Origin of the sequence: Frondihabitans peucedani (assembly GCF_039537585.1) — a bacterium.
Lineage (GTDB): Bacteria > Actinomycetota > Actinomycetes > Actinomycetales > Microbacteriaceae > Frondihabitans > Frondihabitans peucedani.
In genome coordinates this window covers 113,524-140,176 of record NZ_BAABAU010000004.1, presented here as the reverse complement: position 1 = coordinate 140,176, position 26,653 = coordinate 113,524, and the positions used below count along the sequence as shown (strand labels likewise).

Annotated in this window: 29 protein-coding genes; 12 read left to right on the top strand and 17 right to left on the bottom strand. The window is 70.9% G+C overall.

The annotated features are described in order from the left end of the window. Nucleotide 1: 1 nt before the first annotated feature. On the bottom strand, nucleotides 2-1,159 hold the full coding sequence (locus ABD733_RS14055) for an FAD-dependent oxidoreductase (RefSeq protein WP_425552928.1): 1,158 nt from the start codon (nucleotides 1,157-1,159) through the stop codon (nucleotides 2-4). A gap of 91 nt (nucleotides 1,160-1,250) precedes the next feature. On the opposite strand from ABD733_RS14055, the gene ABD733_RS14050 reads away from it, so the two are divergent. Further along, nucleotides 1,251-2,543: a CDP-alcohol phosphatidyltransferase family protein gene (locus tag ABD733_RS14050; RefSeq protein ID WP_344797295.1), complete on the top strand. Its 1,293-nt coding sequence runs from the start codon at nucleotides 1,251-1,253 to the stop codon at nucleotides 2,541-2,543. A 36-nt stretch (nucleotides 2,544-2,579) separates the two neighbouring features. Here the strand turns inward: ABD733_RS14050 and ABD733_RS14045 are convergent, their stop codons facing one another. Next, nucleotides 2,580-3,398 (bottom strand): DMT family transporter, encoded by an 819-nt coding sequence (locus tag ABD733_RS14045; RefSeq protein ID WP_344797293.1) that lies wholly within the window; start codon nucleotides 3,396-3,398, stop codon nucleotides 2,580-2,582. 187 nt (nucleotides 3,399-3,585) lie between these two features. Here ABD733_RS14045 and ABD733_RS14040 point away from each other — a divergent pair, with 187 nt between their 5' ends. The 3 genes from ABD733_RS14040 to ABD733_RS14030 all read left to right on the top strand — a co-directional run bounded on the left by ABD733_RS14040 (nucleotide 3,586) and on the right by ABD733_RS14030 (nucleotide 5,748). Further along, nucleotides 3,586-4,272, top strand: a complete 687-nt coding sequence (locus tag ABD733_RS14040; RefSeq protein ID WP_344797291.1) for a hypothetical protein — start codon at nucleotides 3,586-3,588, stop codon at nucleotides 4,270-4,272. Nucleotides 4,273-4,302: 30 nt separating this feature from the next. Continuing rightward, nucleotides 4,303-4,710 carry a hypothetical protein gene (locus ABD733_RS14035; protein ID WP_344797289.1) on the top strand — a complete coding sequence of 136 codons (408 nt, stop codon included), beginning with the start codon at nucleotides 4,303-4,305 and terminating at the stop codon, nucleotides 4,708-4,710. A 96-nt stretch (nucleotides 4,711-4,806) separates the two neighbouring features. After that, a complete protein-coding gene (locus tag ABD733_RS14030) occupies nucleotides 4,807-5,748 on the top strand; it encodes an SDR family NAD(P)-dependent oxidoreductase (RefSeq protein ID WP_344797287.1) in 942 nt (313 codons plus the stop codon). A 92-nt stretch (nucleotides 5,749-5,840) separates the two neighbouring features. On the opposite strand, the gene ABD733_RS14025 is transcribed toward ABD733_RS14030, so the two are convergent. The 3 genes from ABD733_RS14025 to ABD733_RS14015 form a co-directional block, all read right to left on the bottom strand. After that, complete coding sequence (locus ABD733_RS14025) at nucleotides 5,841-6,098, bottom strand: hypothetical protein (protein ID WP_344797285.1); 258 nt, start codon at nucleotides 6,096-6,098, stop codon at nucleotides 5,841-5,843. Next, the gene (locus ABD733_RS14020) at nucleotides 6,089-6,631 is read right to left on the bottom strand and encodes a hypothetical protein (protein ID WP_344797283.1); all 543 of its coding nucleotides are present in this window, start codon (nucleotides 6,629-6,631) and stop codon (nucleotides 6,089-6,091) included. Before ABD733_RS14020 ends, ABD733_RS14025 begins: the two co-directional genes overlap by 10 nt. Before the next feature lie 307 nt (nucleotides 6,632-6,938). Beyond that, complete coding sequence (locus tag ABD733_RS14015) at nucleotides 6,939-7,208, bottom strand: GlsB/YeaQ/YmgE family stress response membrane protein (RefSeq protein ID WP_344797281.1); 270 nt, start codon at nucleotides 7,206-7,208, stop codon at nucleotides 6,939-6,941. 182 nt (nucleotides 7,209-7,390) lie between these two features. On the opposite strand from ABD733_RS14015, the gene ABD733_RS14010 reads away from it, so the two are divergent. Genes ABD733_RS14010 through ABD733_RS14000 form a run of 3 tightly spaced genes read left to right on the top strand, consistent with a single transcriptional unit; the run spans nucleotide 7,391 to nucleotide 10,835 of the window. Beyond that, nucleotides 7,391-9,070 carry a circularly permuted type 2 ATP-grasp protein gene (locus ABD733_RS14010; protein WP_344797279.1) on the top strand — a complete coding sequence of 560 codons (1,680 nt, stop codon included), beginning with the start codon at nucleotides 7,391-7,393 and terminating at the stop codon, nucleotides 9,068-9,070. Further along, the gene (locus ABD733_RS14005) at nucleotides 9,064-9,993 is read left to right on the top strand and encodes an alpha-E domain-containing protein (protein WP_344797277.1); all 930 of its coding nucleotides are present in this window, start codon (nucleotides 9,064-9,066) and stop codon (nucleotides 9,991-9,993) included. Before ABD733_RS14010 ends, ABD733_RS14005 begins: the two co-directional genes overlap by 7 nt. Then, nucleotides 9,990-10,835 carry a transglutaminase family protein gene (locus ABD733_RS14000; protein WP_344797275.1) on the top strand — a complete coding sequence of 282 codons (846 nt, stop codon included), beginning with the start codon at nucleotides 9,990-9,992 and terminating at the stop codon, nucleotides 10,833-10,835. The genes ABD733_RS14005 and ABD733_RS14000 overlap by 4 nt, the downstream gene beginning before the upstream one ends. A gap of 125 nt (nucleotides 10,836-10,960) precedes the next feature. On the opposite strand, the gene ABD733_RS13995 is transcribed toward ABD733_RS14000, so the two are convergent. The 4 genes from ABD733_RS13995 to ABD733_RS13980 all read right to left on the bottom strand — a co-directional run bounded on the left by ABD733_RS13995 (nucleotide 10,961) and on the right by ABD733_RS13980 (nucleotide 14,199). Continuing rightward, a complete protein-coding gene (locus tag ABD733_RS13995) occupies nucleotides 10,961-11,797 on the bottom strand; it encodes an endo alpha-1,4 polygalactosaminidase (protein ID WP_344797273.1) in 837 nt (278 codons plus the stop codon). Between the two features lie 56 nt (nucleotides 11,798-11,853). Continuing rightward, on the bottom strand, nucleotides 11,854-12,258 hold the full coding sequence (locus ABD733_RS13990) for a hypothetical protein (protein ID WP_344797271.1): 405 nt from the start codon (nucleotides 12,256-12,258) through the stop codon (nucleotides 11,854-11,856). A 148-nt stretch (nucleotides 12,259-12,406) separates the two neighbouring features. Beyond that, complete coding sequence (locus tag ABD733_RS13985) at nucleotides 12,407-13,741, bottom strand: MFS transporter (protein WP_344797269.1); 1,335 nt, start codon at nucleotides 13,739-13,741, stop codon at nucleotides 12,407-12,409. Further along, a complete protein-coding gene (locus tag ABD733_RS13980; RefSeq protein ID WP_344797267.1) occupies nucleotides 13,738-14,199 on the bottom strand; it encodes a MarR family winged helix-turn-helix transcriptional regulator in 462 nt (153 codons plus the stop codon). Before ABD733_RS13980 ends, ABD733_RS13985 begins: the two co-directional genes overlap by 4 nt. A gap of 100 nt (nucleotides 14,200-14,299) precedes the next feature. Between ABD733_RS13980 and ABD733_RS13975 the strand changes: the two genes are divergently transcribed. The 3 genes from ABD733_RS13975 (at nucleotide 14,300) to lplAB (ending at nucleotide 17,187) form a co-directional block, all read left to right on the top strand. Further along, entirely contained in the window at nucleotides 14,300-15,052 is a 753-nt protein-coding gene (locus tag ABD733_RS13975; RefSeq protein WP_344797265.1) for an SDR family NAD(P)-dependent oxidoreductase, read from the top strand. Between the two features lie 53 nt (nucleotides 15,053-15,105). After that, nucleotides 15,106-15,978 carry an alpha/beta fold hydrolase gene (locus tag ABD733_RS13970; protein WP_344797263.1) on the top strand — a complete coding sequence of 291 codons (873 nt, stop codon included), beginning with the start codon at nucleotides 15,106-15,108 and terminating at the stop codon, nucleotides 15,976-15,978. Nucleotides 15,979-16,137: 159 nt separating this feature from the next. Continuing rightward, nucleotides 16,138-17,187, top strand: a complete 1,050-nt coding sequence (lplAB, locus tag ABD733_RS13965) for a lipoate-protein ligase LplAB (protein ID WP_344797261.1) — start codon at nucleotides 16,138-16,140, stop codon at nucleotides 17,185-17,187. Nucleotides 17,188-17,203: 16 nt separating this feature from the next. Here the strand turns inward: lplAB and ABD733_RS13960 are convergent, their stop codons facing one another. Then, nucleotides 17,204-17,488 carry a GNAT family N-acetyltransferase gene (locus ABD733_RS13960; RefSeq protein WP_344797259.1) on the bottom strand — a complete coding sequence of 95 codons (285 nt, stop codon included), beginning with the start codon at nucleotides 17,486-17,488 and terminating at the stop codon, nucleotides 17,204-17,206. 97 nt (nucleotides 17,489-17,585) lie between these two features. Between ABD733_RS13960 and ABD733_RS13955 the strand changes: the two genes are divergently transcribed. Next, entirely contained in the window at nucleotides 17,586-18,434 is an 849-nt protein-coding gene (locus ABD733_RS13955) for a DNA-methyltransferase (protein WP_344797257.1), read from the top strand. A 92-nt stretch (nucleotides 18,435-18,526) separates the two neighbouring features. On the opposite strand, the gene ABD733_RS13950 is transcribed toward ABD733_RS13955, so the two are convergent. Both ABD733_RS13950 and ABD733_RS13945 read right to left on the bottom strand, forming a co-directional pair. Continuing rightward, nucleotides 18,527-19,030, bottom strand: coding sequence for a flavin reductase family protein (locus ABD733_RS13950; RefSeq protein ID WP_344797255.1), 504 nt, complete (start codon nucleotides 19,028-19,030; stop codon nucleotides 18,527-18,529). 292 nt (nucleotides 19,031-19,322) lie between these two features. Beyond that, entirely contained in the window at nucleotides 19,323-21,119 is a 1,797-nt protein-coding gene (locus tag ABD733_RS13945) for an MDR family MFS transporter (protein WP_344797253.1), read from the bottom strand. 281 nt (nucleotides 21,120-21,400) lie between these two features. Between ABD733_RS13945 and ABD733_RS13940 the strand changes: the two genes are divergently transcribed. Then, the gene (locus ABD733_RS13940; RefSeq protein ID WP_344797251.1) at nucleotides 21,401-22,345 is read left to right on the top strand and encodes an amidase domain-containing protein; all 945 of its coding nucleotides are present in this window, start codon (nucleotides 21,401-21,403) and stop codon (nucleotides 22,343-22,345) included. A 46-nt stretch (nucleotides 22,346-22,391) separates the two neighbouring features. Here the strand turns inward: ABD733_RS13940 and ABD733_RS13935 are convergent, their stop codons facing one another. Genes ABD733_RS13935 through ABD733_RS13915 form a run of 5 tightly spaced genes read right to left on the bottom strand, consistent with a single transcriptional unit; the run spans nucleotide 22,392 to nucleotide 26,626 of the window. Next, nucleotides 22,392-22,949: a hypothetical protein gene (locus tag ABD733_RS13935; protein WP_344797249.1), complete on the bottom strand. Its 558-nt coding sequence runs from the start codon at nucleotides 22,947-22,949 to the stop codon at nucleotides 22,392-22,394. Beyond that, nucleotides 22,946-24,277 (bottom strand): DUF58 domain-containing protein, encoded by a 1,332-nt coding sequence (locus ABD733_RS13930; RefSeq protein WP_344797247.1) that lies wholly within the window; start codon nucleotides 24,275-24,277, stop codon nucleotides 22,946-22,948. Before ABD733_RS13930 ends, ABD733_RS13935 begins: the two co-directional genes overlap by 4 nt. Continuing rightward, nucleotides 24,274-25,317 (bottom strand): AAA family ATPase, encoded by a 1,044-nt coding sequence (locus ABD733_RS13925; protein WP_344797245.1) that lies wholly within the window; start codon nucleotides 25,315-25,317, stop codon nucleotides 24,274-24,276. The genes ABD733_RS13930 and ABD733_RS13925 overlap by 4 nt, the downstream gene beginning before the upstream one ends. Further along, complete coding sequence (locus ABD733_RS13920; protein WP_344797243.1) at nucleotides 25,314-25,859, bottom strand: hypothetical protein; 546 nt, start codon at nucleotides 25,857-25,859, stop codon at nucleotides 25,314-25,316. Before ABD733_RS13920 ends, ABD733_RS13925 begins: the two co-directional genes overlap by 4 nt. Beyond that, on the bottom strand, nucleotides 25,856-26,626 hold the full coding sequence (locus ABD733_RS13915) for a DUF4129 domain-containing protein (RefSeq protein ID WP_344797241.1): 771 nt from the start codon (nucleotides 26,624-26,626) through the stop codon (nucleotides 25,856-25,858). Before ABD733_RS13915 ends, ABD733_RS13920 begins: the two co-directional genes overlap by 4 nt. Nucleotides 26,627-26,653: the final 27 nt, after the last annotated feature.

The window sequence follows — 26,653 nt, the reverse complement described above, 5'->3', positions numbered from 1 at the left end:
TCTAGCGGTCGAGTGCGAAGCGAGCGGCGGGGCGGGCGCCGGTCGTGGCGAGGTCGGCCAGGATCCTGCCCACCGACGGGGTGAACTTGAAGCCGTGCCCGGAGAAGCCCGCGCCGACCGTGATCGGGCCGACCCGGTCGAGCACGAAGTCGGCGGTGTCGGTCGACGTGTAGGTGCAGCTGATCTCATCCAGCCGGTCGGCATCGACGCCGGGGAGCCACTCGCGGGCGTAGCGCTGCAGCGCTCGGAGCTGGACGGGTTCCGACGCGAAGGTGCGGGCGTCCGGGTCGACCCGAGCGCCGGCGCCGTGCCAGCCGGCCTTGACGCCGACGCCGGGCGTCAGCATCCCGTAGACGTCGCTGTACCAGTAGTCGTCTGACGCCCGGGTGTCGCGGCGGTGGTTGAACGACGGCCAGGCGAGCGCAGGATCGAGGGGCGCGAAGTGGGCGGGCTGTTCCTGCGTCACGACCAGCCGCGGGAGGTGCACGCGGTCGCCGAGGAGCTTCTCGGTCCAGGCGCCGGCGGTCACCACGAGCGAATGGGTGCGGACCCTCGTCACGACGCCGGCTCGGTCCTCCAGGTCGACGTCGACGTGGTCGCCGTCCGCCCCGACGCGGATGTCGAGCGCGCGGGTGCCGTGCCGGACCTCGGCCCCGAGTGCCGACGCCCGGGCCTGGAGCGCGGCCACCGACGCGTCGGCCTTGACGCGACCCGACTCCGACGAGAAGAGCACGCGCGTCTCGAATCGGATGCCCGGCCAGCGTCGACCGGCCTCCTCGGCGGGCACGAACTCGTTCGCGATCCCGGCCCGGTCGAGAGCGTCGTGCACGACGTCGAAGTCGTCGCGCAGCCTCCCGTCGACCGCTTCGTGCGGCGCCGCCGGTCCGTGATTCACGAGCCCGACCAGGTCGAGGAGCGTCTCTCCCGCCTCGGCCTCGAGCTCGTGCCACAGGCGCCTCGACTCGACGAGCAGGTCGACGTAGTCGGGCTCGGCGTAGGCGACGTTGAAGTTGCGGTACTCGCCGTGCGAGGCGCCCATCGCGTGCCCCGGCTCGAAGCGCTCCGCGAGCAGCACCTCGCGGCCGCGGCGCGCGAGCGCCCAGGCCGTCGAGGAGCCCATGGCTCCGCCGCCGATGACGAGCGTCTCGACCTCTTCCACGATGCTTCCTCCCGAGTGACTGCTCCACGGTACGGGTGGTCGCCCCCGTGGCGTGTCATCGGGCGTCACGCGTTCACGGGAGAATGGGGGAGTGAGCTTCGTCGACTGGCTGAACGAGTCTCGTGCGGTGCTCCCGCTCGGGCTGGTGCTCGCCGTCGCCTTCGCCGCGGCCCTTCTCGAGTCGGCCCTCGGCCTGGTCGCGTTCGTGCCCGGCGGCCCCGTCGTGATCGTGGCGGCTGCGGCTCTCGACTCGGCCCCCGCGATCCTGCTCCTCTTCGCCGTCGTCGCCCTCGGCCGGGTGCTCGGCGACCTCGCCCTCTTCACTGTCGGCAGGCGCCAGGGGGAGGGTCTCCGCGCGAGCCGGACCGTGTCGCGCCTCGGCGTCGCGCACTGGGACGAGACCGCGCGAGTCCTCCGGCGGAGCGGCCCGCTGCGCGTCCTGCTGGCACGCCTGGTCCCCGTGCCTCGTGCCCTGGCGCCGACGGTCGCCGGGGCGACCGGCATCCCGACCGGGCCCTTCGTCGCGGGGAGCGTCCTCGCCTCGATCGCCTGGTCGGCGCTGTACGTCACGGTCGGCGTGCTGGTGCGTGCCTCCTTCCACATCAGCCGGCCCTACCTCGGCGTCACCGGCTGGACCGTCGTGGCGGTGCTGGTCGCCCTCGGCGTCGTCTACCTGGCGGTCCGCGCGATCCTGCTGCGGATGCCGGACGGCGATCGACGCCGGGTCCTCGGCGACACCTCCGTCGCCGGCATGACCCCGCAGCCCGACGGCCCCGCGACGACGCTCCGGGAGCGGCTGTTCGGCGACGACGACTGGCGGACCCTTCCCAACGTCATCTCGGCCGTGCGCATCCTGCTCCTGCCCGTCTTCGGCGTGCTGCTCTTCCTACACCAGTTCTGGGCGTCGATCGTCGTGCTTCTGGTCGTCTTCCTCACCGACTTCGCCGACGGGTTCATCGCCCGCCGCTTCAATCAGATGTCGGCGCTCGGCGCGTGGCTCGACCCGGTGGCCGACCGGCTCACGGTCGTGTTCGTGGTCGCGGCCTTCGCAGCCTCGAACGTCGTGCCGTGGCAGCTGGTCGTGATCCTGCTGATCCCCGACGTGCTCTCAGGGCTCTGGGCGGTGTCGTCGTTCCACGGTGCGCCCGACGTCCGGGTGTCGAAGGTCGGCAAGGTCCGGACGGCGCTGCTGTTCGTCGGCCTGTTCCTGATGCTGTTCGGCGAGGCCGTCGCGGGCTTCCGCGATGCTCTCGTGGGCGTCGGCTTCGCCCTGTTCGTGCTCGGAGTCGTCGGGCACTACCTCGCGATGACGCGCAACGCCCGCGGGCTCGTGACGCTCTGGTACCGCGAGGGCGGGCCGTCGGCCGCCCCCGTCTCGGCGTAGCTCCGCTCCCGCCCGCCCCGCTCCGCCCCGCAGGCTCTAGTCGCGAGCGACGAGCAGCACGCCCGACGTCGCCACGATCCCGGCGATCAGCATGCCGAAGACGCCGCCGCCGCTCGCACCGGCGAGCGTGCCGAAGAACACGCTCGTCAGAACAACCCCGGTCAGCGGGTCGATGACCGTCAGGCCGGCGAGCACGAGCGTCGAGCTGCCCTGCGAGTGGGCCTTCTGCACCCACAGCGATCCTGCGATGCCTGCCGCTGCGAGCCCCGCTCCGGCCGCGATCGGGACCGGCCCGATCCCGTTCTTCAGGAGGTCGGTCAGCACGATCTGGGCGAGCGTCGCCACGAAGCCGAACATGACCGCGGCAGCCAGGGCGGTGGCCAGTGCCGTCCGGCGGACCCGGAGCAGCAGGATCGCCGCCCCCAGCAGGATCACGAGGGTGATCAGCACGCCGGCCAGCGACGCCGCGGTCACGACCTCGGGTCGTCCGACGACGATGGCGATGACCACGAAGGCGGCGATGCCCGCCATGCAGAGCGCGATCCCGATCCGCTTCTCACGGCTGAGGCGGCGCCTCGTCCGGCGGGCCTGCAGGTAGGCGGAGACGAGCAGGCCGATCGCCCCGAGAGGCTGGACCACGGCCAGGTTCGCCAGGAGGAGGCTGCTCAGCTGCAGGACGATCGAGATGCCGATGAGGAGGGCGCCGAGGAGCCAGACCGGCTGACCGAGGAGCGCTCGGAACCCGCTCACCGAGGTCGGCGACGACGAACTGCCCTGAGCGCGGACGCCGCGGTGCTGCAGCTCGGTGCCGACGGCGAGGCCGACGGCCGCGAGCAGTGCAAAGAGGATCCCCACGTGCGCTAACGCTACCGGCCCTCGCGGCTCCGACCTGAGGAAGCGCAGGATGCGCGTCCCGGCTGGGGAGGACAGCCGGGCGAACACTCAGGCTCGCCCGCGATCGCCTGCTTTACTGGTTTTCGACATTTCGTATGTAACATCCACTCCTGCTATACGGCAGAAGATCAGCCAGAAAAGGAACCGTATGTCCTTCACCAGAATCGCTTCCGGCGCAGTCCTCGTAGCGGCCGTCACAGCGAGCGCCGCTCTCTCGGCTGTTCCCGCCAATGCGGCTACGACCGCCGGAACCGGAGCCATCAGCGCATCGGCCTCGAGTGCCGCAGCAGCTCCCTTCATCTCCGTCACCAGCTCCGAGTCGTTCGTCCCCGACACGCGGCCGACGATCTCGGGCGTGTCGACTCCCGCTGCTGACGTCTACATCACCATCCCCGGCTTTCCTCTTCGCAACGAACGGGTGAGGTCCGACGCCGCCGGCAACTGGTCGTACCAGCTGACCCGAGCCACCAGCGGCAACTTCGGCGGCAACACGGCGACCGTGGTGACGGCGGCGGGTGCGTATGCGCAGGCCGGATTCTCGTTCTTCAGCCAGTACCCCGAGTCCACCGACGACTCCGCAGCCTTCCGGCCCATCGTGGTCGACGCGACGCAGAAGGTCGCGACCGGCGTGTACGAGGTCTCGGGGAAGGCAACGCCGGGAGCGCTCATCGTCCTCCGCGCGCGGGGCCTCAGTCAGGGCGTCACGGTTGCTGACTCGGCTGGATCCTGGCGCGCGCGTGTCGGGGCCGACGGTGTCGGCCCCTGGGTTCAGACCATCGCCTATCAGCAGCATGCGAACGGAACGAGCTCGGTCGCTTTCCAGCTCACCCGCTGACGCTCGCCGCCCCCCTCTCAAGGAGAAACAATGAAGATCACCACCCTGTTCGCGAGCGCCGCGATCGCCGTCGCGCTGTCCGGTGCGACCGTCCTCTCGGCCGCTCCGGCCCAGGCGGCCACGCCGTTGCCGGCTGCCACGTCGAGCACCCGGGCGCTCGCCGCCCCCGACATGGCGGGCTTCCTGGTCAGCCTCGGTTCGTGGGAGACCCCCGACGTCATCGGCAGCGGCGTCGAGCCGTATGCCACCGTCGAGGTGTCGTACGCAGGTCAGACGACCACGGTCACAGCCGGTGAGGAGGGGTTCTGGAGTACGAAGCTGCCCGGCGGAGACTTCGTCAAGGACGTCGACACGGTGACCGCCGTGCAGATCGTCGACGGAGAGCGCTCGGCCGCGGCGTCGTACACCGTCCCCGACCGGTACCTGCCGCACTTCTGAGCAGGACTCGAGCCCGGGTCGGGCGGCGGTCTCCGTCGTCCGGCCCGCGGTCACGCCGTCCTGCTGCGATCCATCCGAGAGGCCTAGCCTGAGCGCATGACTCGTCTCACCACGCCCTTCGGGGCCCACTCCACCGCCGCCGAGGTCCTCGAGGGGGTCGACCTGTCGGGCCGCCGCGCCGTGGTCACCGGCGCCGCCTCCGGCATCGGCATCGAGACCGCCCGAGCGCTCGCCGGAGCCGGCGCGGAGGTGACCCTGGCCGTCCGCAATCTGGAGGCCGGCGCGACCGCCGTCGACGACATCCGCTCCAGCACCGGCTCCGAGAAAGTCACGGCCGCCTACCTCGACCTCGCCGAGCGCGACACGCTGCGCGCCTTCGGCTCCGAGTGGACCGGGCCCCTCGACATCCTGGTCAACAACGCCGGCATCATGGCCACCCCGCTCACCCGCACGCCGGAGGGCTACGAGCTCCAGTTCGCCAACAACCACCTCGGTCACTTCGCCCTGGCCCTCGCTCTGCACGACGCTCTCGCGGCTGCCGACGGCGCCCGCATCGTCTCGCTCAGCTCGACCGGCCACCACGCGTCCGACGTCGTCTTCGACGACCTCATGTTCGACCGCCGCGAGTACGAGCCCTGGCTCGGCTACGGGCAGGCGAAGACGGCGAACGTCCTCTTCGCGGTCGGCGTCTCGCAGCGCTGGGCCGACGACGGGATCACCGCGAACGCCGTGCACCCGGGCGGCATCATGACGAACCTGCAGCGCCACCTCGACCCCGAGTGGATCCGCGAGCGCGGCTGGGTCGACGACGAGGGCAAGCCCAACCCCGCCTTCAAGACGCCCGAGGAGGGCGCGTCGACGTCGGTGCTCGTCGCCGCCTCGCCGCTCGTCGAGGGTGTCAGCGGCCGCTACTTCGAGGACGCGAACGAGGCCGAGCCGTTCGATCCTGAGCGGCCCGGTCGCGGCGTCAAGGCGTACGCGCTCGATCCTGCGTCTGCGGATCGGCTCTGGGACGTCTCGCTCGGGCTGATCGACTGAGGCTGCTGCCGCTGGTCGCGCCGGTCCCCGAGCTGTCCTGTCCACGCCGGCTCGCTCGCCGGGTGTGTGTGGCGGTGGCGGTGGGCTGGCGCTCACGTCTTCGTGTGCTCAGGATCACAGCTCGCGTCTTGCGCGCGTTCACGAGCACGGCGTCGAGCGGTTGATCCGATGTAGCCTCCGCCCAGTGCGACCGACAGCCCCAGAGCGAGACTGCCGGCGAGGCTCCACGACGAGGTGGCGAGCGCAGTGCGCACCAGGGCCCCGATGAGCAGGAGCCCTGCTGCGACGAAGACGCTGAAGGGGACGCTGAGAAGCACGACGCTGAGGCGCCGCACCTTCGTTAAGCGCATCGCGGCTTGTGGCCACCCCAGGGGTAGACCCTGAGGCTCTTCGTCCCGCACTGAACGCCGCCGTTCTGTGTCACGGCCGCTGCAACGAGGATCATCGCGGCTTCGGCCACGACGCACACGACCGGGCCCAGTAGGCAGAGGCCCGTCGAGATCGCGAGCCCCCCGCCACCGATGATGACGCTCTGGTCGTACGAATTGAACCCGATCCAGCGTCCGTACTGATCCGTGCTGGTCGATAGTCGAGCAGTCGGGTTCCCTTCGACGAGATCGAGGGTGATCCCGTCGCCGCTGCCGATCGTCACGACGTGTGAGCCGTCTCGTTGGACCGTGTCGCGAAGGACCCCTCCTGACGAACGCGCTTCAGCAATGGCTCGGTCGATGGTGTCGGGCGTGAGAGTCGTGTTCTGCATGACGTGAGCCGACGGTGTCGTCGAAAGAGTCGAGGCCTCTGCGGGTGGCGGCGTGATGAAAGCTGCACCCGCGACGAGTCCGGTGACAACCAGAGCCAGAGTGCAGCGCGAGAGATGAGACATGAGGAGACTCCTTTTCGGGCTGCTTCGATGCAGCCACGGGAGCAGGCTAGCATGTGATATTCATATGAAAATCGCTCACGCGTGAAGGGTGGTCGCGTGAGGGCATGCTGGGTCGGCGCCGCGCGTCGGCGGCGGCACCACGCCGCGGCGCTGTGCCGATGCCGTCGCGCGGCGCGGTTGCCGTCGCGTGGCGCGGATGCCGTCGCGAGCCGCCGGAGCCGCCGCACGGCGCCGCACGCCCCGACAACGCCGAAGGGGCGCCGCCACGTGAGTGACGACGCCCCTTCGAGCGCGAGTGAGCCGAGGCTCAGGCGCGGCTGCCGCTGCGGCGCGTGATGGCACCCCAGATGAGCAGGACGATGATCGAGCCGACGATCGCGATGATCCAGCTCTGGATCGAGAAGAAGCCGTTGTAGCCGACGTGGAAGATGAGCCCGCCCAGCCAGCCGCCGAGCAGCGCTCCGATGACGCCCAGGATGAGGGTGGCGATCCAGCCGCCGCCCTGGCGGCCCGGGAGGATGGCTTTGGCGATAGCGCCGCAGATGAGGCCGAGGAGGATGAAACCGAGGAAGCTCATGACGAGTCCAATCGTTGAGGTGGTCTGCAAAGTCACGGGTGTGCTTCGAATACCCGAGGAACGCTAGACGGGCGCCGACCCGTTTCTCCCAGGTTGGCTGGGAACGGGGTACAAGAAGCCCTGTCACATCCCCGCCTCGACCCGGAAACACCCCCGCAACACCCCGGGCCTAGGTTCAAGACATGGGAGACCTCTTCGACGGGTACGCCGGCGTCGCCAGCCGGACCCCGCCCCCGAGCGGCACGGGTGCCTGGGACGAGATGTTCCGGGGCCCCGGGTCGCCGCGCGACATGTACCGGGAGATCCACGCGGCGCTCGACAGCATGACGCACGACGAGCTCCGCGGCCGGACGGCCGCCCTCGCCGACTCGTACCTGGCGCAGGGCGTCACCTTCGACTTCGCGGGCGAGGAGCGGCCGTTCCCGCTCGACGCGGTGCCGCGCGTGATCGAGCAGAGCGAGTGGCAGGATGTCGAGCGCGGCGTCAAGCAGCGGGTCCGCGCTCTCGAGGCGTTCCTGGCCGACATCTACGGGCCGCAGCGGGCCGTGGCCGACGGTGTCATCCCGGCGTCGCTCATCACGTCGTCGAATCACTTCCACCGGCAGGCGGCGGGCATCGATCCTGCGAACGGGGTCCGGATCCAGGTCTCGGGGATCGACCTGATCCGTGATGAGAAGGGCGCCTGGCGGGTGCTCGAGGACAACGTGCGGGTGCCGAGCGGCGTCAGCTACGTGATCTCGAACCGCCGGGTGATGGCGCAGACGCTGCCCGAGCTGTTCGTCTCGATGCGGGTGCGCCCGGTCGGCGACTACCCGAACCGCCTGCTGCACGCCCTGCGGAAGAGCGCGCCGGTCGGCGTCGAGGATCCGACCGTCGTCGTCCTGACGCCCGGCGTCTTCAACTCGGCCTACTACGAGCACACGCTCCTCGCCCGGCTCATGGGCGTCGAGCTCGTCGAGGGCCGCGACCTCTACTGCTCGGGCGGGCGCGTGTGGATGCGGACGACCGCGGGCCCGCAGCGCGTCGACGTCATCTACCGGCGTGTCGACGACGAGTTCCTCGACCCGCTGCAGTTCCGAGCCGACTCGGTGCTCGGCTCGCCCGGCCTGCTCATGGCGGCCCGCCTCGGCACCGTCACGATCGCCAACGCCGTGGGCAACGGCGTCGCCGACGACAAGCTCGTCTACACGTACCTGCCGGACCTCATCCGCTACTACCTCGGCGAGGACGCCGTCCTGCCGAACGTCGACACCTGGCGGCTGGAGGACCCCGGCGCGCTCGAGGAGGTGCTCGACCGCCTCGACGAGCTCGTGGTGAAGCCGGTCGACGGCTCCGGCGGCAAGGGGCTCGTCGTGGGCCCGGCCGCCAGCGCCAAGGAGCTCGACGACCTCCGGAAGCGGCTGATCCGCGACCCGCGCGGCTGGATCGCGCAGCCGGTGATCCAGCTCTCCACCATCCCGACGCTCGTCGACGACGGCCTCCGACCGCGTCACGCCGACCTCCGCCCGTTCGCGGTCAACGACGGCGACGACATCTGGGTCCTCCCCGGAGGCCTGACGCGGGTCGCCCTGCCGGAGGGGCAGCTCGTCGTGAACTCCAGCCAGGGCGGCGGCTCGAAAGACACCTGGGTCGTCGGCGTGGAGGCCGGCACCTGGACCTCCGGCCACAACGTGTCGACGCTCGTCACCGAGCAGGCGACGCCGACCTCGTCGATCCCGATCATCGCCGCCGACCACGTGCCCGACCACTCGCCGCAGGACGACCCGAAGCGCGACCAGCAGTCGCAGCAGCAGCAGGAGCACCAGCAGCAGTCGCAGCAGCAGACACCATCGCAGAGCAATCAGGGAGCACCGCAATGCTGAGCAGGATCGCCGAGAGCCTCTTCTGGATCGGCCGGTACATCGAGCGGGCCGACGGCACGGCCCGCATCCTCGACGTCCACCTGCAGCTCCTCCTCGAGGATCCGTGGATCGAGGAGGACGCCGCCTGCCGCTCCCTCCTCTCGGTGATGGGCAGCGACGCGCCCGACGACGTGGAGCTGACCCGCGCGGACGTCCTCTCGATGCTCGCGGTGGACCGCCACAACTCGGCCTCGATCGCCTACTCGCTGGGGGCGGCGCGCGAGAACGCCCGCCGGGCCCGCGAGATCGTCTCGACCGAGCTCTGGGAGTGCCTCAACACGACGAGGGCCAGGATGCCCCGCAAGGTGTCGAGCGAGAAGGTCAGCGAGTTCTTCGCCTGGGTGCGCGAGCGGTCGGCGCTCGCCGTCGGCATCATCGAGTCGGCCACGAGCCGCGACGAGGTGTGGCAGTTCTTCACGCTCGGCCGCAGCATCGAGCGGGCCGACATGACCGCGCGGCTGCTGGCCACGCGCACGCTGACGGAGGCCTCGGGGCCGTCGTGGACGACGATCCTGCGCTCGGTCGGCGCGTACGAGGCCTATCTCCGCACCTATCGCGGCGTGCCGAGCGCCCGGAACGCGGCGGAGTTCCTGCTGCTCGACCGGCTGTTCCCGAGGTCGGTGCTGTTCGCCATCTCGCGCGCCGAGTCGTGCCTCCGGGAGGTCGAGCCGAACACCGCGAGGACGTCGTCGTCGGATGCGGGGGTGCGGATCCTGGGTCAGATGCGGAGCGAGCTCGAGTACAAGCCCATCACCGACATCCTCGACGACCTGCCCACGCACATGGACGCCGTGCAGTCGGCGACGTCGGCGGCGTCCGAGGCGATCCGGCAGCGCTACTTCCCGACGTCGGCGGCCCCGACCTGGGTGGGGGAGCGCTCGTGAGCCGGCTCCGCATCCGGCACGTCACGGGCTTCCAGTACGAGGGCGAGGCGAAGGCGAGCTACAACGAGGCGAGGATGCTGCCGGCCTCGACGGAGTCGCAGTTCGTGCTCTCGTCGAACCTCCGGATCGAGCCGAACTCCGGCGCCCACGAGTACCTCGACTACTGGGGCACCCGGGTGTCGTCGTTCGAGGTGCTCCAGCCGCACCAGCAGCTGGCGCTCACCGCGACGTCGCTCGTGGAGGTGCGGACCAGCCGCCACCCCGAGCACGATGTCGGCTGGGACCACCTCGCCGAGACCGCGGCGCGACGCGCCGAGTTCGTCGAGCAGCTCGAGCAGACACCTCTCACGGCACCACCCGCCGAAGTGCACGCGCTCGCGGGCGAGGCGGCCGGAGCAGCAGGGGCCCCGTGCGAGGCGGCCCTCCGGATCTGCGAGGAGATCGGCGACCAGGTGCAGTACCTGCGCGGCGTCACCAACGTCAAGTCGACGGCGAAGGACGCTTGGAAGGCCAAGGCCGGTGTCTGCCAGGACATCGCGCACATCACCGTCGGGGCGCTCCGGGCGGCCGGGATCCCCGCGCGCTACGTCAGCGGCTACCTGCACCCCAAGCCGGCGGCCGAGCTCGGCGAGACGATCGTCGGCGAGTCGCACGCGTGGGTCGAGTACTTCTGCGGCTCGTGGGTCGGCTACGACCCGACCAACCTCATCGACATCGGCGAGAGGCACGTCGTCGTGGGGCACGGGCGCGACTACAACGACGTGCCGCCGCTCCGGGGCGTGTACGGCGGATCGCGGACGTCGAAGCTGTTCGTCACCGTGGAGATCACGCGCGAGGCGTAGCGCGCGCTGCCGCCCGACGTTGCGCGGACTCATCACCCTGCCGCGGCGGGGTGCGTAGTCCGCGCAACGGTGCGCGGCAGCCCGGGTTCGCCGCACAGGGCAGGGCAGGACAGGGCAGGGCGCGGTCAGCAGCGCTGGTAGACGTACGCCTTCGAGCGCGGGGTGACGAGGTCGCGGTCGCGCAGGATCGTGAGCTTCGGCGTCGCCGTGCGCGCGCACACCGCGTGGAACGTCCCGCGGAGGTCGTCGGTGTACTCGATGTCGTAGACGCGCTTGCCGTACGCCTTCGTGAAGACGGCGCACTCCGAGTAGGTGTCGCACTCCTCGGCGGTGACGAAGTCGAAGCCGATCTCGTCGTGGCCGCGCTTCGCCAGCTCGGCCGTGTTCTTCTGCGAGGCGGCGAGCCCCGCGGTGTGCGCTCGACCCACGAGGAGCTTCGCGAACGCGACGTTCTCGGCCAGCGTCAGGGCCTTCTTCGATCGCGAGTACGAGTCGAGGTTGTCGAACTCGACCGCGCGGAAGCCCTTCTTCGCGCACGAAGCGATGGTGGTGCCGATCCTGGCCGCCGCTCGCGTTCGCTTCGCGGCGGTGGAGACGTCGATGATGTGCTCGTCGGGCCAGCCCGGGTCGACGAGCGGTGCGCCGGAGGCGGTGTGCAGGATGAGGTCGCTCGGCCAGGAGGCGCCCGGCTGCGTCTGGAATCCGTTCACGTAGCAGATCGAGTAGACGCTCTTCGCGGGCGTGTCGGTGCTGTCGCGGGTGACGACGGTCGTGCCGCGGGGCGGGGTGTAGCCGCCGCCCAGCTGGTAGTCGAAGCCGCCGGTGGTGGGCGGGAGGGTCACGGCGGCGCTGTCGGCCCGGGCCGCGGACGGAGTGCCCGATCCTGCGCCCGCGCAGCCGACGAGACCGATCGAGAGGACGGCGGCGACCGCTGCGAGGAAGGGGGCGGCCGTGGTTCTCATGCTCGAAGCCTACGGGGGCGTCCGCCGGGCGACTGCCCCGCAAGCGGGTGGCGCGCTCAGTGCGCGATGCGGTGCGAGGTGTCGGGGCGGGTCTCCGCGACGCTGGCGGCGAGGCGGTGGCGGTCGGCCTCGAGCCTCTGCCGGTCGGCCTGGAGGCGCCGTCGGCGGGCGGCGTACTGGGCGTCGCGGCGATCCTGCGAGTCCATCCAGTAGTCGGCGACCGTCGCGAGCAGCAGGATCAGCCCCATCAGCAGCAGGGCGAGACCGACCAGGAGGAGCACGGCCACGGTGAAGTCGAGGTGGCCGACGTCGAGGCGCCCCGGGCTGATGCCGACCGCCTGGACGCCGCCGGGCGCCGTGAAGTCGGCCAGCCCGAGCCTCGTCCCTGCCCAGAGGGTCGTCGAGATCCCGGCCAGGACGGCGACGCCGGCTGTCACGGTGGCTGCTGTGTGTCTCCGCATGGTGCCGCTCCTTCGCGACCGTCTGCCCGCTCGAGGGGAGTCGCCGACGATCGGCCGACCATGACGTGAGCGTCCGTCATGCCAGCACTGTAGTCAGGCCCGATCGGCCGCGGAAGCCCCTCGAGGTCACGGTTTCAGCACGGCGCGGCTATCGCGTGCTGTGCGCCGCGTCTGCCTCGAGGACGGCGCCCTGCGTCGGCAGCTCGATCCGACCGGTCGGCGGCATCCCGTCGCCGTCGTGCCGCACCCGGAAGTGCAGGCCGGCGTCGTGGCGGAGCCGGAGGTGCTGCCGGCGGATCAGCCAGGCGATGGCCACCGCGGCCGCAGCGAAGCCGGCGGCCGAGCCGACCCCGATCGCCTCACGCGGGCCGAACGTGTTGGCCACCCAGCCCACGATGGGTGCGCCGATCGGGGTTCCGCCGGTGAAGATCGCCATGTAGAGCGCCATGACTCGGCCGCGCATCTGAGGGGCGGCGCCGAGCTGGACGGTTCCGTTGGCCGTGGTCATCAGGGTGATCGACGACAGGCCCACGGCGACGAGGACGGCGGCGAAGCTCCAGTAGGTGGGCATGAGGGCTGCGACCGCGCAGGTGACGCCGAACGAGATCGAGGCCAGGACCAGGATGCGCATGCGCGGACGCTCGCGCCTCGCCGACAGCAGAGCCCCGGTCAGCGAGCCGACCGCGACCGCGCTGGTGAGGAGCCCGAAGCCGTCGGCGCCGACCCCGAACGCCTGCGTCGCCATGGTCGAGGTGAAGATCGGGAAGTTCATGCCGAAGGTGCCGATGATGAAGATCATCACGAACACCACGACGAGATCGGGCCGCCCCTTCACGTAGCGGAAGCCCTCGCGGATCTGCCCCTTGGCCCGCACCACCTTCGGCTTGAACTGCAGCTCGCTCACGCGGATGAACCGCAGGGACGCCAGGACGGCCGCGAACGAGGCCGCGTTGATCAGGAAGACCCAGCCCGACCCGACGCCCGCGATCAGGACGCCCGCCACCGCGGGGCCGATGAGGCGCGCGCCGTTGAACGACGCCGAGTTGAGCGACACGGCGTTCGAGAGCTGCGCCGGCGGCACCAGCTCCGAGACGAAGCTCTGCCGGATGGGGGCGTCGACCGCCTGGACGATGCCGAGGAGGAGGGCGAAGCCCCACACCATCCACAGCTGGACGACACCGGTCACCACCAGGAGACCGAGGGCGAGACCGAGGGTGCCGAGCGTCGCCTGGGTGAGCATGAGCATCCTGCGCCGGTCGTATCGGTCGGCGATGAGGCCGGTGATCGGGATCATCAGGATCGGCGGCAGGAACTGCAGTGCCATCGTCACGCCGAGCGCGGTGGCGTTGTGGTCGGTCAGCTGGGTGAGGACGACCCAGTCTTGCGCGGTCGACTGCATCCAGGTGCCCGTGTTCGACACCAGTGCGCCGCCGAACCAGAGGCGGTAGTTGAAGACGCTGAGGCTCCGGAACGTGGCGCTCACGAGCGGCCCAGTTCGCGCAGGATCACGGTCGCCTCGGCCAGCGTGCGGCGCTCGTCGGCCGTCAGCCGTGCCAGCCGCGGCACCAGCCACTCGTCGCGGCGCCGCCTCGTCTCGAGCACGAAGCTCGCGCCCGCGGTCGTCGTGCGGAGGACCACCTTGCGGCGGTCGTCGGCGTCCGTGCCGCGCTCGACGTAGCCGAGGTCGACGAGGGCGTTGATGGTGCGGTTCATCGACGGGGGAGTGACTCCCTCGTGCTCGCTCAGCGCGCCGATCGTCAGCGGCTCGTGCTGGAGCAGGAAGCCGAGCGCCGCCATCTGCGCGTCGCTGACGCCGGTGTCGGCCTTCTGCTGGCGGAGTCGCCGGGAGAGACGGAGCACCCCCTGGCGTACATCGGTAGCAAGCTGAGCGTGGGCGACGGTGCGGCTGACGGGTGGAGCGGCGTCTCTGGTGTCTGTCATCGGTCATTAGCCTAACAAATTAGCTTTGCTAACTAAACCGGTAGGGCGTATCGTGTCGGTTAGACAACGAGTGTCGTGTAGAGAAGGGCGCAGGATCACCATGGGCAGGTTCGAGAACAGGGTCGCGATCGTCACCGGCGGAGGCTCCGGCATCGGGGAGGCCGTCTCCAAGGCGCTCGCCGCAGAGGGCGCCTCGGTCATCGTCACCGACATCGCGCTCGACGCGGCCACCCGCGTCGTCGACGAGATCGCAGCCGCCGGCGGCACCGCAGCCGCCTTCGCCGGCAACACGGCGATCGCCGCCGACAGCGAGAAGGCCGTCGACTTCGCGGTCTCCACCTACGGCGCGCTCCACCTCGCCGTCAACAACGCGGGCATCGGCGCGGCGCCGGCCAGGATCGGCGACTACGACGTCGCCGCCTGGGACCGCGTCGTCGGCGTCGACCTCAGCGGCGTCTTCTACGGGCTCCGCTATCAGCTCCCGGCCCTCGTCGCCGCGGGCGGCGGAGCGATCGTAAACATGAGCTCGGTCCTCGGGTCGGTCGGCATCGCGCAGAACGCCGCCTACGTCGCATCGAAGCACGCGCTCGTCGGGCTGACCAAGGTCGCGGCGCTCGAGTACTCCAAGCAGGGCGTCCGCACGAACGCGGTCGGCCCCGGCTTCATCGACACCCCGCTCGTCCGGTCGTCGCTCGACGCCGACGCGCTCGCGGGCCTCGAGGCGCAGCACGCCACCGGCCGCCTCGGCACGTCCGACGAGGTCGCGGCGCTGGTGTTGTTCCTCCTGAGCGACGAGGCGTCGTTCATCACGGGCTCGTACCACCTCGTCGACGGCGGGTACTCCGCGCACTGAGGGCTGCCGCACAGGCACTCCCGCCACGGCACCCCGCCTGGCAGACTGACGCCGTGCCCACCTTCGAGGCCGCGCGCGGCGACTACGAGTTCGTCGACGCCCACGGCGTGACCATCCACTACTACGCCTGGAAGGCGGCGAAGCCGCGCGGCGTCGTCCAGATCGCGCACGGCGTCGGCGAGTACGCCCTCCGCTACGAGGAGCTCGCGAACCACCTGGTCCGGGCCGGCTACAGCGTCTACGCCGACGACCACCGCGGGCACGGCCAGACCGGCGTCGGGCAGTGGGGCGAGGGCAGCAGGATGCTCGGCCACCTCGGTCCCGGCGGCCTCCGCGCGACGATGGACGCGATCCGACAGCTCACGGGGCTGATCCGCGAGGAGGCGGACGGGGTCCCCGTGATCCTGCTCGGTCACTCCTGGGGGTCGCTCATGGCGCAGATCCTGGTCGATGCCCACGCCGACGACTTCGACGGGGTGGTCCTGACCGGGACGGCGCTCCGAACTCCGCGGACCATGAACGGCGGCGACCTCAACAAGCGGCACGCCCACCTCGGGACCACCGGGTTCGAGTGGCTGAGCCGCGATCCTGCGATCGCCGCTGCCATGGCCGTCGACCCGTTGGTCGTCGAGGCCAGCGTGCTCAAGCTCTTCGGGCTGCGCGACGCGCTGCGGCTCTACGGGCGGCCGGCGAAGAAGCTCGCGCGCGACCTGCCGCTGCTCATCCAGGTCGGCAGCGACGATCCGCTCGGCGGCACGGCCAGCGCCGAGAAGCTCGCCCACGCCTACCTGAACCGCAGCCGCCTCACCGACGTCGAGCTCATCGTCTACGACGGCGCTCGGCACGAGGTCTTCAACGAGACGAACCGCGAGGAGGTCATGGCCGACCTCGTCGACTGGCTCGACAGCCGATACCCTGCCGCCTAACAGCCCGTCGCCTAGCCGCCCGTCGCCTAGCCGCCCGGCGGTGCCGCCCGAGTACGTTCTGACGTCGGAAGTACGATCCAGACCGTACTTCCGACGTCAGAACGTACTCCGCGCGGCGAGAGCCCCTCGGCCGTCGGCGGCCGGTCGTAGGCTGACCCCATGCACGGTGAATACAAGGTCCCCGGGGGCAAGCTGGTCGTCGTCGACCTCGACGTGGTCGACGGGAAGCTGTCGGGCTTCCGCCTGGCCGGCGACTTCTTCCTCGAGCCCGACGACGCCCTCGAGGCGATCGACCGGGCGGTCAACGGCCTCGATGCGGCGTCCGACTCGGCGACCATCGTCGACGCGATCAAGCGCGGCCTCCCCGAGGGCACGACGATGCTCGGCGTGACGGGCGAGGCCATCGCCGTCGCCATCCGCCGCAGCCTCAGCCGGGCGACCGACTGGCGCGACTACGACTGGCAGATCATCCACGACGGCCCCGTCTCGCCGAACGTGCACCTCGCCCTCGACCAGGTGCTGACCGAGGAGGTCGGCGCCGGCCGCCGCGGCCCGACGCTCCGCTTCTGGGAGTGGGACGAACCGGCCGTCGTCATCGGCAGCTTCCAGTCGCTGAAGAACGAGGTCGACCCCGAGAACGCCGAGAAGTACGGGTTCCAGGTCGTCCGCCGCATCTCCGGCGGCGGCGCGATGTTCATGGACGCCCAGTCGATCGTCACGTACTCGCTCTACGCCCCTGGCGACCTCGTGCAGGGCATGAGCTTCGCCGACTCCTACGCCTACCTCGACGAGTGGGTCATCACCGGCCTCAAGTCGCTCGGCATCGACGCGTTCTACCAGCCGCTCAACGACATCACGAGCGACAAGGGCAAGATCGGCGGGGCCGCCCAGAAGCGGCTCGGCAACGGGGCCCTGCTGCACCACGCCACCATGAGCTACGACATGGACGGCGAGAAGATGGTGCAGGTGCTCCGGATCGGCCGCGAGAAGATGAGCGACAAGGGCACCACCAGCGCCGCCAAGCGCGTCGACCCGCTCCGCTCGCAGACCGGTCTGCCCCGCGCCGAGATCATCGAGCGCCTGAAGCAGACGTTCTCGGGGCTCTACGGGGCGACGGAGGGGCACGTCACGGCCGACGAGCTGGCCCAGGCCGAGGAGCTCGTGCGCACCAAGTTCGCGACGAAGGAGTGGCTCGCGAGAGTCCCGTGATCCTGCGCCGCCCGCGTCAGCGCCGCGTGAGCTCCTCGTACTCGGCGTGCTTGCGGACGTAGTCGGCGACGTACGAGCAGGCCGGCACGACCCGCAGCGACGTGGTGGCCGCGACGTCGTCGAGGGCGTGCTTGACCAGGATCGCGGCAAGCCCCTTGCCCTGCTCCCTCGGGTCGACCTCGGTGTGCGTGAACGCGATCTGTCCGCCCGAGATGTCGTAGGCGGCGAGCCCCACCGGGCGGCCGTCGTCGAGGATCGTGTACTGGTGCTGGGCTTCGTCGTTCCGGACTTCGATGGTCATGCCGAGAACGTTACGCCGCGATGCTCACGCCGACCCGAGCCTTCTCGTCGCCCGGCCGCTGGTCGGGCGGGGCTCCAAGGCCCGCCAGAATAGGTGCATGCTCCCGCCCTGGACCCCCGAGTCGGCCGACCGCGTGGTCCACGGTGACAACCTCGAGATCCTGCCGGGCCTCCCCGACGGCGCGTTCACGGTGGTCTACCTCGACCCGCCTTTCAACACCGGCCGCAGTCAGACCCGGCACGAGACGCACTCCGTGCGGGGCTCTCGGACGGGCGCCGTGACGGGGTTCAAGGGGGTGCAGTACGAGCGGATCCGCGGCGACCTGATGAAGTACGACGACCGGTTCGACGACTACTGGTCGTTCCTCGAGCCGCGGCTGGCCGAGGCGTGGCGGCTCCTCGCCGACGACGGCACGCTCTACCTGCACCTCGACTACCGCGAGGCGCACTACGCGAAGGTGCTCCTCGACGCGCTGTTCGGCCGCGCTTCGTTTCTCAACGAGATCATCTGGGCCTACGACTACGGCGCGAAGAGCCGCAGCCACTGGCCGACGAAGCACGACACGATCCTGGTCTACGTCAAAGACCCCGCGAAGTACCACTTCGACTCCGAGGCGGTCGACCGCGAGCCGTACATGGCGCCGGGGCTCGTCACGCCCGAGAAGGCCGCCCGAGGCAAGCTGCCGACCGACGTCTGGTGGCACACGATCGTGTCGCCGACCGGCCGCGAGAAGACGGGCTACCCGACGCAGAAGCCGGAGGGCGTGGTGCGCAGGATCGTGCAGGCCTCCAGCCGCGAGGGCGACTGGGTGCTCGACTTCTTCGCAGGATCCGGCACCACCGGTGCCGTGGCCGCGGCTCTCGGGCGCCGGTTCGTGCTCGTCGACTCCAACCCCGAGGCCATCGCCGTCATGCAGCGGCGTCTGCCCGGCGCGGACTTCGTCTAGCCGGAGCAGCGGCTGCCGTCCGACGTCTCACGGACACTGCACCCTGCCGCGGCACGGTGCACAGTCCGCGAGACGTTGGGCGGCGCCCCGGACTACGCGGACTTCAGCAGCTGCTTGAAGGCGCTGCCGTGGAACACGAGGGGCTCGAGCGTCGCGTCGGCGTAGAGGCCGGTGACCTCGAGCAGGATCAGCGTGTGGTCGCCGGCCGGGTACTCGGCGTACGACTTCGTCTCGAGCCACACCGGCGACCCCTGGACGAACAGCGCGCCGTCGTCGCTCCGCTCGAGAGCGAGGTTCTCGAAGCGGGTCGACTTGTCTTTCGCAGCGATCTGCTTCGCGGTCTCTCCGTGCGTCTCGCCGAGGACCGAGATGCCGATGCGCTCGGCCCGCTTCAGGACCGGCCAGGTGGTCGACGTGTTCTGCACCGAGAACAGGACGAGCGGCGGCTCCAGCGAGACCCCGACGGTGAAGGACGACGCGACGAGCCCCTCGGGCGCACCGTCGACCTCGGCGGCCAGCGCGACGACACCCGACGGGAAGTACGAGAACGTGGTCCGCAGCAGCTGCGGGTCGGGGGAGTACGGGATCAGTGCCATGTGCGGGGTTCCTTCGTCGGGGAGGTGCTTCCATCGTGACACTCCGACCGCGGATCGTCGTCTCGACGGCGGGCACATGTCGTTCTGTTGCGCGGTCGTGCCCGCATCCTGTTCTACGCCGGATCGTGCGCGATCCTGCGTCGTCTCAGAGACTTCGAGGATTCGGGGTGGCCGGGCGGCATCGGAGATGCGTGATCTGCGCGACACGCGGTTCGGCAGACCGACGGCCCGGCAGGCCGACGGCCCGGCAGCTCCGCGAGGAGACTGCCGGGCCGTCCGTGCGACGCGGGTGCTACGAGCGGCGACCGGTCTCGTCGTCGCCGTCGGTCTCGTCGCGCGTGACGACCCGGATGCTGCCGGTGTCGGGCGAGACGGGCGAGCCCATCGCGTTGGCTGCGGCCTGAGCGGCCACCGCTGCGCGCGCGGTCTCGTCGTCGTCGGCTGCCTTGGCCTCGCGATCCTGGTGGGCCGCCTCGTCCATCGCCGAGCGGGTGCGGAGCGGCGCCGGCCGGAGGAAGAAGCTCAGGACGAACGCCGCCGCCACCACGACGAGCGCGATCGTGAAGACGGTCACCGTCGCGTTCGCGAAGCCGTCGAGGAACGGCGCCTTCAGGGCGAGCGTGGCCTTGTTCAGGAACGACGTGTCGCCGTTCAGAGCGTTGCCGAGGGCGGCCGTGCTGCCCGACTTCACTTCGGACAGCAGCTTCAGGATGCCGGAGTTGGCCGGGTCGGAGACCACCTTCGGGTCGGCCGACGCCTTCGCGAGGTCGGCGGCCAGGGTCTTGTCGCGGAACGCCGCCGGGATGGTCGACGACAGGCGCGAGAAGAGCACCGAGAACAGGATCGCCGTGCCCAGCGTTCCGCCGATCTGGCGGAAGAACGTCGACGACGAGGTGGCCACGCCGATGTCGCGCGGGCCGACCGAGTTCTGCGACGCCAGGGTCAGCGTCTGCATCAGCTGGCCGAGGCCGAGGCCGACGAAGACCATGCCGATCGAGAGGTACCACCAGGGCTTGTCGTACGACACCTGCGTGAACCAGGCGAAGCCCAGGATCATGAAGGCGGTTCCGATCGGCGGGAACATCTTGTACTTGCCGGTGCGCGAGATGATCTGACCCGACACGATCGACGAGATCATCAGGCCCAGGATCATCGGGAGCATCTGGAAGCCCGACTCGGTGGGCGTCGAGCCGTTGACCAGCTGCAGGTAGAGCGGGACGGTCAGCAGTGCGCCGAACATGCCGAAGCCGACCAGGACGCCGAGGATGGTGGCCATCGAGAAGGTGCGGCTCTTGAAGAGCTTCAGCGGGATGAGCGCGGCGTCGCCCATGGCGCGCTCCGCGACGATGAAGGCGATGACGCCGAGACCGCCGATGACGTAGCAGACCCAGGCGTTCAGCGAGCCCCAGCCCCACTCGCGGCCCTGCTCGGCGACGAGAAGCAGCGGCGCGGCGGCGACGATGACCATCGCGGCGCCCCACCAGTCGATGCGGATGTTGTCTTTGCGCTTCTGGCCGGGGATGTGCAGGAAGATGCCGACGATCACGAGGGCGATGACGCCGATCGGGACGTTGAGCAGGAACACCCAGCGCCAGCCGGTGATGAACAGGATCTGGTCGGCGCCGGCGAACAGGCCGCCGATCAGCGGGCCGATGACGCTCGAGATGCCGAAGACGGCGAGGAAGTAGCCCTGGTACTTGGCGCGCTGACGGGGAGCGAGGATGTCGCCCATGATCGTCAGCGGGAGCGCCATGAGGCCACCTGCGCCGAGGCCCTGGAGGCCGCGGAAGGCGGCCAGCATGTACATCGAGGTCGAGAAGGACGCCGCGGCGGAGCCGACGAGGAAGATCACGATCGCGATGATGAAGAGGGGCCGACGCCCGAAGAGGTCGGAGAGCTTGCCGTAGATCGGCGTCGCGATCGTCGAGCAGATGAGGTAGGCGGTGGTGACCCACGCCTGGTGGTCGAGGCCGTGGAGGTCGTCGCCGATCGTGCGGATCGCCGTGCCGACGATGGTCTGGTCGAGCGACGACAGGAACATGCCCGCCATCAGGCCGAAGATGACGAACAGGATCTGCCGGTGAGTCATGAGACCCTGCTGCTCGACGGGTGCCGTCTCTGGACCGGCTGTTGCTACCCGGGACATTGTGTCTCTTTCTCTTGTGGTGGTACCGCCTCGCCGGGCGGCGCACGCACGGGCTGCCTCTGTTCGACGTTCCTTGCGCGCGATGCAAATTTACACGACTGCCAGAGGTATTCCTAGACGGACGGGTTCCGGATCGGTCACGGTGCGCTCCTGATCCTGCGCTCGGCTGCCTCGGAAGGCCGGATGGTAACGTGACGCCCGCCGAACGAGTGGGGATCGACCGCATGAAGAAGAAGCTGGCCGGAGCCGTCTCCGCCGCCCTGGTGACGACCGCGCTGATGGCCGGCTGCACGTCCGGAGCGGGGCCCGCCGCCCCCGCGACGCTCGGGGAGGCGTCGCCGCTGAAGTCGAGCGCTGCGGGCTCCGGCTCAAGCTCGGGCTCGTCTGGCTCATCGTCGGGCTCGTCTCGCCCCGCCGCTGTGGTGGCCGTGACGCCCGCGAGCGGCTCGCTCGTCAGCGGCGAGAAGGCCACGATCAGCGGCACCTCGCTCACCGGCGTCGACAAGGTGACCTTCAACGGCGTCGCCGCGACCGACGTCACGGTCGTGAACGCGAAGACGGTCACCGCGACCGTCCCGGCGGCCGTCGACTACCAGCCGTCGAGCGGCGCCGTCGCCGTCTACAAGGGCGCGGCGCAGGTCTCCGGCTCGGCCCTGAAGTACACCTGGGCGCCCACGACCGGTGTCGACAAGGAGATGCAGTACGCCTTCGCGCACTGGAACGCGTCGACCTACAACGCCTCGTACACGAATTTTAACGCCGTGGGCGGCGACTGCCAGAACTTCGTGAGCCAGGCCCTCGCCGCACGCGGTCTCAAGCAGAGCGACGCCTGGTACTACAACTCCTCGGGCTCGCACAGCGAGTCGTGGGGCTACGCGCCGGCGTTCGACTCGCTGCTGAAGAGCACGCCGTCACTCGGCTTCACGCGGCTCGACGGCACGCAGCGGTCGCAGCTCTCCATCGGCGACCTCGCCTACTTCGACTGGAACGGCAACGGGGTGCCCGACCACGTCATGATCGTGTCGCGCCTCGCGACCGTCGACGGCAAGACTCAGGTCTCCCTCGTCGGGCACAACCTCGACTACGACTACCGCGACCTCGACACGGCCATCACGAAGGACCACCCCGGCGCGACCGTGTGGTTCTATAAGGTCCCGGCCTCGCTCTAGCCTCCCTCAGCGCGACGGCATCGACGCCTGTCGTGCCGGCGTCGCGTCAGCGGGACGGACGCAGGAGCGCGGGCACCAGGATCGCGACGGCCAGGGCGAGCGCGGCCGCGGCGGCGACGATCCCGAGCCAGACGAGCCCGGGCCCGGAGGTGTCTGCCTGCGGCGCGACGACCGTCAGGACGGCGAACGCCACGGCCTGGGCGATGAGCTGGACGACGACGTAGCGGACGAGCGGCCGGCGCAGCAGGGCCACCTGCACCCGGGCGCGGAGCGGCAGCCAGGCCGACAGCGACGCGACCACCAGCAGCAGGTGGACGGCGGCCAGCAGGATCACGAAGCGGCCCGTGTAGCCGTCCAGACCGTCGACCACGAGCGCCGCCGCCAGAAGCACGGACAGGATCGCCGCGAACGGCCCGCGAGGAAGCGAGGCGGCCCCGACGACGAGCAGCAGGGCGACCACGAGCCACCCGCTGACGCCGATCACGAGGAACGACGTGAGGCCCCCGACCACGACGGTGAGCGCGGTGACGGCGGCGGCGGGGACGGTCGGGCCGATGTCGGGGAATCCCTGCGGACGGCCGAGGAGCCGGCCGACGCCGCTCACCGCATCCTCCGCGGGCGGCTGAGGAGCCGGAGCTGAACGGCTGGCACGGCGCCGCCGTCGGCGGAGTCCCAGCGGATCCGCTCGACCCCGGAGGCGGTCATGCCGTCGAGCCGATCGGTCCGCTCGAGCATCAGCAGCCGGAACGCCGTCTGCTCCTCGCGGGTGGCGCTCTGGAGCTCCGGCTCGGGCAGGACGTCGACGGCGACGACCCGGTGGCCGGTCGAGGCCCAGGTGATCGCCATCGTGGCCGCCTGCTCGTCGAGGAAGGTCGACAGGACGACGACGAGGGAGGAGGCGGGGACGATCGGGGTTCGGACGGAGCGCACGGGCTCGCCGGTGGGAGCGATCGTGGCGATCGTCGACTGGAGGCGCTCGAGGTGGCGGGTGCCGCCGCCCGGCTCGACGGAGCGGGCCGTCCCGGCCAGGTCGCGGAAGCCCACGCGGTCGCCGGCCGCGAGGTAGGCCGCCGCGAGCGAGGACGCCGCCTCCCGGGCGAGGTCGAGGGAGGTCGAGGTCGTGACGCCGCCCTTGGCGCCCGCCCAGCGGGTGACGTCGGCGCCGACCTCGTCTCGGTCGTCGACGACCAGGACGACGATCGCGTCGGCGGTGGAGAAGGAGCGCCGGACGTAGAGCTCTCCCGGGACCTGGGCACGGCGCGCGGTCGCCTTCCAGTCGATCCTGCGGAGGCGGTCGCCGGGGGTGAAGAGGGCGACGTCGCGGAACTCGCCGCCGTCGCCCGGCGTGGTCGAGCCGTGGGCGCCGGTGATGCCGAAGACGCGGTGGGGCATCGGCAGGCTCTCCATGCGGAGGCGCGGCGCGGGGATCAGCCTCGAGCTGCTCGGCCCGGGATCGGGCGAGGTCAGCGCGATGCCGGAGGCCCCGAGCAGGGAGTAGAAGACCTCGGCGATCTCTTGCGGGCCGGAGTGCGTGATCGGGATCGTCCCGGCCAGGCGCCCGGCCGTGGCGCGATCGGCGGCGAAGCGGTGCGACCGGTCGTCGGCGGCGTTCAGCAGGATCGCGACGCCCTCCACGCCCTCGGGCAGTCGGAACGCGATCTCGTAGCCGACTCCGCTGCCGTCGCGGTCCGGGCTCAGGCGCGTCGAGACGGTCACCTCGGAGCCGCGGCGCGGCCGACGGTCGACGCCGGCGGCGACCGCGAGGAAGAGCGGCAGGGCGAGGAGCGCGAACGCAGGATGCGCGGTGACGAGAGCGAGGCCCGCGAGGAGCACGGCGGCCGACGCCCCGTAGGCCACGGGCGGGTTCACCGACCAGCGCGGAGCCCGGCGCGTCGTGTCGGCGCGCGGTGCGGGAGGACCGCCGTCGGTCACCGCGCCTCCCGGGTGTCGTCGGCAGCGCCCGCGGTGCGGACGGCACCCGCGGACGAGCTCACGCCGACCGCCGGGGGCCCGGCCACCTGCGCCACGATGCCGCCGATGATGGCGGCCGCGACGACGCCGTTCGCCCAGGCCTGCGGGGTAAGCGAGATGCGGTGCGCGAGGACGGGGATCGCCGCGGCCTTGACGTCCTCCGGGGCGACGAAGTCGCGGCCGTCCATGACGGCCCGAGCCCGCGCGACCAGCATGAGCCCCTGCGCGCCTCGGGGCGACGCGCCCACCTGGACGTCGCGGTGGCCGCGCGTCGCGTGGACGAGGTCGACGCAGTACAGCGCGATGTCGGGGTCGACGTGGACGCTCTCGACCGTCGCCTGCATCGCCGCGAGGGTCTCGGCCGTCGTCACCGCCGACACGGCGCCGACCTCGCGGCGCCGGTCGACCCGGTTGAGGAGCACCTGCTGCTCGCTCTCGCGGGCCGGATAGCCGACGGCCAGCCGCACCATGAAGCGGTCGAGCTGCGCCTCGGGCAGAGCGTAGGTGCCCTCGTACTCGATCGGGTTCGACGTCGCGATGACGTGGAACGGCCTCGGCAGCGGGAAGCTCTGCCCCTCGACCGTCACCTGGCCCTCGGCCATCGCCTCGAGGAGCGCCGACTGCGTCTTCGGCGAGGTGCGGTTGATCTCGTCGGCCAGGAAGAGGCCCGTGAAGACCGGGCCGGGCCGGAAGACGAACTCGGCCGTCGCCGGCGCGTACAGGAACGAGCCGGTGATGTCGGCGGGGAGGAGGTCGGGCGTGCACTGCAGGCGCCGGAAGTCGAGGCCGGAGGCCTGCGCGAGGCTCCTGGCCGCGAGGGTCTTGCCGAGGCCCGGCACGTCTTCGAACAGCACGTGACCGCCCGCCAGGATGCTCGCGAGGGCGAGCTCGAGGGGACGCCGCATTCCGACGACGAGCTGGCCGACCTCGTCGAGGATGCGGCGGCTGAGATCGGCGACCTCGTCGATCGACAGGGCGGGAGCGGGGGTCGAGGTGGTCACGAGTGCCTCTCGGTCGGTGTTCCCAGCGCCTCGATGGCGCTGAGCAGGCGGGTGAAGGAGACGAGGTCGAGGTTGGAGCGCCGCCGCGTCATCAGGGTGCGGACGACGCCGGGCGCGAGCACCTGCTCGATCTCGTCGCGGTCGGCAGGATCGAAGAGGTCGAGACCGTACAGGAACAGCAGCCGGTGCCGTGCGGCCTCCCTCGCCCGGCCGAGCGTCTTCTCGTGGACGCCGCCGCGCGTCTTCATCGACCAGCTCAGCGTCTCGACGTCGCGTCGCGCCCCCGGGGACCTCCGTGCGGGCCGTGCGGGCCAGACGGCGGCGTCGGCCTTCTGCACGGCGATCCAGGTGACGCCGATCGCGGCGGCCGCGACCGACACCAGGGCGGACCGGGGGATCTCGAGCCCGAAGTACCAGCAGGTCGCCCCGACGACGAGGGCGAGGACCAGGACGAGGACGGTGAGACGGCGGAGCGGGGGCGCAAAGAGACGCAGGACCGGTCGGAGCGGGCGCTGGATCCTGTCGTCGTCGGGTTCGATCACGGGGCCGCCTCGCCGTCGGGCTCGGCCGTGCCGTGCTGCTCCCACTGGGCCTGCAGGGTCTCGAGCGACCGCCGCGCCGAGGCGACGTCGTCGGGGCTCGCGGTCGCGTCGCCGAAGCGCACGGCGAGGTACAGCCGCCGCAGCGTCGACAGCGCGACCGGGTCGACCTCGACGCGCTCCAGGATGCGGGAGGTGAACTCGGTCGGCGTCTCCGACTCGGTGCGGCGGAATCCTGCGTCTTCGGCTGCCTCCTGGAGGCCCAGCCAGGCCTCGATGATCGCGTCGCGCGGCGACCGGTCTTCGTCGAGGGCGGCCAGGGCCCGTCGGAGCCCCCGCCGGAGGTAGGGCATGCTCGTCTCGACCGAGGGGTCGTCGGGCACGTCGGTCAGGTCGGTGATGTCGCTGAGGGGCGCGACGACGCCGGTGGTGCGGGCGCGGAGGCGCTTGACGAGCCAGCGCACGACGAAGAAGGCGACCGCCGCGAGGGCCAGGACGGCGAGGAGGACCACGAGCCAGGTGAGGTCGGGACCCGGGTGCGTGCGAGGCGCGGGCGGAGGCGTGGAGCTCGCGATCGGGCGAGGCGAGTTCGTCTGGACGAGCGGCCTCGGCGTGATCGTCATGCCCGGGAACCACCGCGGACCGGTGAACCGGAGCGAGCCTCCGACGGCGGCGCCCACGGCGATCAGGATCGCGAGGACGCCCGCGAGCAGCGCGGCGACCGGGACGCGCCTGGTGCGCTCCTCGGTCTCGGTGCTCTCGCTGCTCATGGAATCGACGCTACCCGACCGCGGCCG